This is a genomic window from Streptomyces sp. SID3212 (assembly GCF_009865405.1).
In the GTDB taxonomy this organism is placed as follows: domain Bacteria; phylum Actinomycetota; class Actinomycetes; order Streptomycetales; family Streptomycetaceae; genus Streptomyces.
On record NZ_WWJY01000121.1, the window covers coordinates 1 to 3141 of the forward strand.

The 3141-nt window shown below is 76.6% G+C and carries 1 protein-coding gene; it reads left to right on the top strand.

Translation table 11 applies throughout. The annotated features are described in order from the left end of the window. On the top strand, positions 1-2976 hold a 2976-nt coding region (locus GT042_RS03580; protein WP_272925672.1), incomplete at its 5' end, for an SAV_2336 N-terminal domain-related protein. Between the last annotated feature and the right edge of the window lie 165 nt (positions 2977-3141).

Consider the following 3141-nt stretch of genomic DNA (forward strand, 5'->3'; position numbering starts at 1 on the left):
CTGCGGCTGGTGGTCGACTCGGGCCCCACGATGGCGATGTGGCAGCCGCTCGCCCGTGATCTGCACAAGGCCTTCGGCCAGTTGGGCGCGTTCCGTACGGTGGAGCTGGTGCGGCTCGACCCGGACGGCTCGGTGCCGGTACGGAAGTGGCCGGCGGGCCGGACCGTCGCGCTGGTCATCAGCGACACGATGGGCCCGCAGTGGCGCGAGGGGGCGGCCGGCCAGCGGTGGTACCGGACCCTGCGCGGCTGGGCCCGTACCCTCCCGGTCGCCGTCGTGCAGCCCCTGCCGGAACGGATGTGGCAGGACAGCCCGCTCACCCCCGTCCCCGGCCTGTTCACCGCCCCCGGCCCCGGCGCGCCCAACGCGTCCCTGCACTTCGCCCCGTACGACGGCCTGGCCCGGGGCATTCCGGTGCCGGTCCTCGAACCGAACGCCGAGTGGTTCGGCAACTGGGCGGGCCTGCTGGCGTCGCCCGGCGGGACGGTGTTCCCCGGTTCCGCCGCGCAGCTCACGGCGGGCCCGCCGCTCGCCGCCCGGGACGGTGAGGACGGCCTCGCCCCCCGGGACACCCCGGCCGAGGAGCTGGTCCTGCGTTTCCGTTCCGCCGCGTCCCAGCAGGCGGTGCGGCTGGCGGCGCACCTGGCCGTGGGGCTCGCCTATCTGCCGGTGATGCGGATCGTACAGACGTCGTTGGAGAAGCAGCCGCGCGCGCAGCATCTCGCGGAGGTGGTGCTGAGCGGGCTGCTCACCGTCGCGCCTGGTCCGGCCGGTTCGTACGAATTCCGGCCGGGGGTACGGGAGTTGCTGCTGGCCACCCTGCCGTCCCACGAGCTGGGCCGGACGACCGCGCTGCTGCACCGGGTGGCGGCGGAGATCTCGGCGCTCGGCGGGTCGGTGCCGGGCGAGTTCCGCAGGCTGGTCGACGGCGCGCGCGGGGACGGGCGGGAGGCGGGCGGGCGCGTCACGCTGGTGAGCCCGGAGAGCGTCCCGGTCGCGCGGGACCACCACGGGTCCGGGCCGGTGACCGGTGCCTCCGACGGGCCGTCGGTGGGGTCGTACCGGCTGCTGAACCGCATCGGCCAAGGCGCGTACGAGCGGTGGCGGGCGCGGGACGAGGGGGGCCGCGAGGTGGTCGTACGGTACGCGGGCGCCGTACCGTCCGGCGCGAAGGCGGCGGCGCGGCGGCAGGCGCAGGCGGTCCTGGCGCTGCGGCATCCCGGCATCGTCACGATCCACGACTTCGGGTGGGACGACGGGGTCCTCTACTTCGTGGAGGAGCCGGTGGCGGGCGAGCCGCTCGCGAGGCCGGGGTGGACGGACGCGAGCCGGTCCTCCGCGACGTCCGTGCCGGATCTGGTGAGCGTGGGGCGGCAGGTCCTCGACGCGCTCGTGCACGCCCATCGGCACGGGGTGACCAACCGTCACCTGATGGGAGAGGAGATCGTGCGGCTGCCGGACGGCCGCGTGAAGGTGGGCGGCTTCGGCCTGCCGGACGGGGTGGGGTCCGGCACGGATCCGGGGGCACGGGCGGAGGTGGCGGCCGGCGCCGACGCGGCGGCACGGGCGGAGGCGGCGGCCGGCGCCGACGCGGCGGAGGATCTCCACGGTCTCGGCCGGGTGCTGTACGAACTCGCCACCGGCAGAGCCCCCTTCGCCCCGCGACGGCTCCACGCGCCGGGCCCCGGCGAGGAACAGTTCGTCCCGCCACGGCAGTTGCGGCCCGACCTGCCGCCGCGCCTGGAGACCATGATCCTGGATCTGCTGGCCCCGCATCCCGAGCGCCGCGCGCGAGGCGCGGCGACGCTGCTCGCGGAGCCCGTACTGCCCCTGGACGCCTGGCAGTACAGCGTCCTCGGACCTCTGCGCGCGGTACGCGGCCGGCAGGACGGCACCCCGGCCGACCACGCGGAACGGTCCCTGCTCGCCCACCTCCTGCTCTCCTACGGACAGGGCGTGCCCACGGCCGAACTGGCGGCGGCGCTCGGCGCCACGGCGCGGGACGGCATCCCGGAGGAGACGGTGACCCGGGCCGCCGCCGCGCTGCGCCTCCAGGGGCATCCGGTCGAGAACACCGGTACGGGCTACCGACTGCGCCTCGACGCACACGAACTGGACGTCCGTACGGCACAACAGCGCGCGGCCGAGGCGGCACGGGCCACGGAGTCCGGCGACCACACGACCGCCGCCGCGCTGTACGACTCCGCCCTCGCCCTCTGGTCCGCCACCCCGCTGACAGGCGTCGACGGCCCCTGGGCGGACGGGCAGCGGAGCTCGCTGCGGAAGTGGCGTCGGTCCCTGGAGAACGGACGCGCGGTCGCAGGGATGCGGGACCGGCCGGAGGTCCGGGAGCCCGGGACACCGGCGGCGGGCAGCGCGGGGCCGGTCCACGCGGCGCGGGGCGACCTGCGCCTCCCGGTCTACGCGACGTCCTCCGCGCGAGAGGTGTCGCGTCGCCCGCCATCCGCGTACGGCGTGGGCGGCCGCCCCGAGTCCGGCCCCCACGCCATCCGCATCCAGGTCGTCGTGCACGGGGGTACGACCCCCGGCCGCCGGGGTCGCCCCGCGTACCGCCCCGGGGTGCTCAGGGCGCTGCGGCGCACCGTGGGCGGAGCGGTGCGGCCGGACCCGGACGGGACGATCCGGGTGACCCCGGGACGGAAACTCGCCCCGGCCAGGTTGGTGGAACGCATCGGCACCCGCTTCGCGACGCACCCCCCGGGCCCGGGCGGCCCGCTCGTGGTCCTCATCGTCGACGCGGGCACGACCCCCGACGAGACGCGGGCGATGGCACGCATGCTGGGGCCCAGGGGATCCGTGGTCATCGGCCTGTCGGCCCCGCTGTACGACCTGGCCGGAAGCCCACCCGGCTACCACCGGGCCGAAGCGACGGAGTACGACACCAGCACTACGGTCTGGTACCGCACGCTCGCCCCACCACCCCGCACCTGGCTCCGCCGCCTACTGCACCGCTGACCGCCCCGGCCCCCTCCGCAACCCGGCACAGGCCCCGGCTCTCCGAACGCGCCCGCATCACCCGAGGCCACCGACCCGGGCCACCGCGACCAGGACCACGGCCCCAGGCCCACAACCCCGGCCCCGGGCAGCGGCCCCTGCCCGGCCGACAAGGCCGGGGCCCCG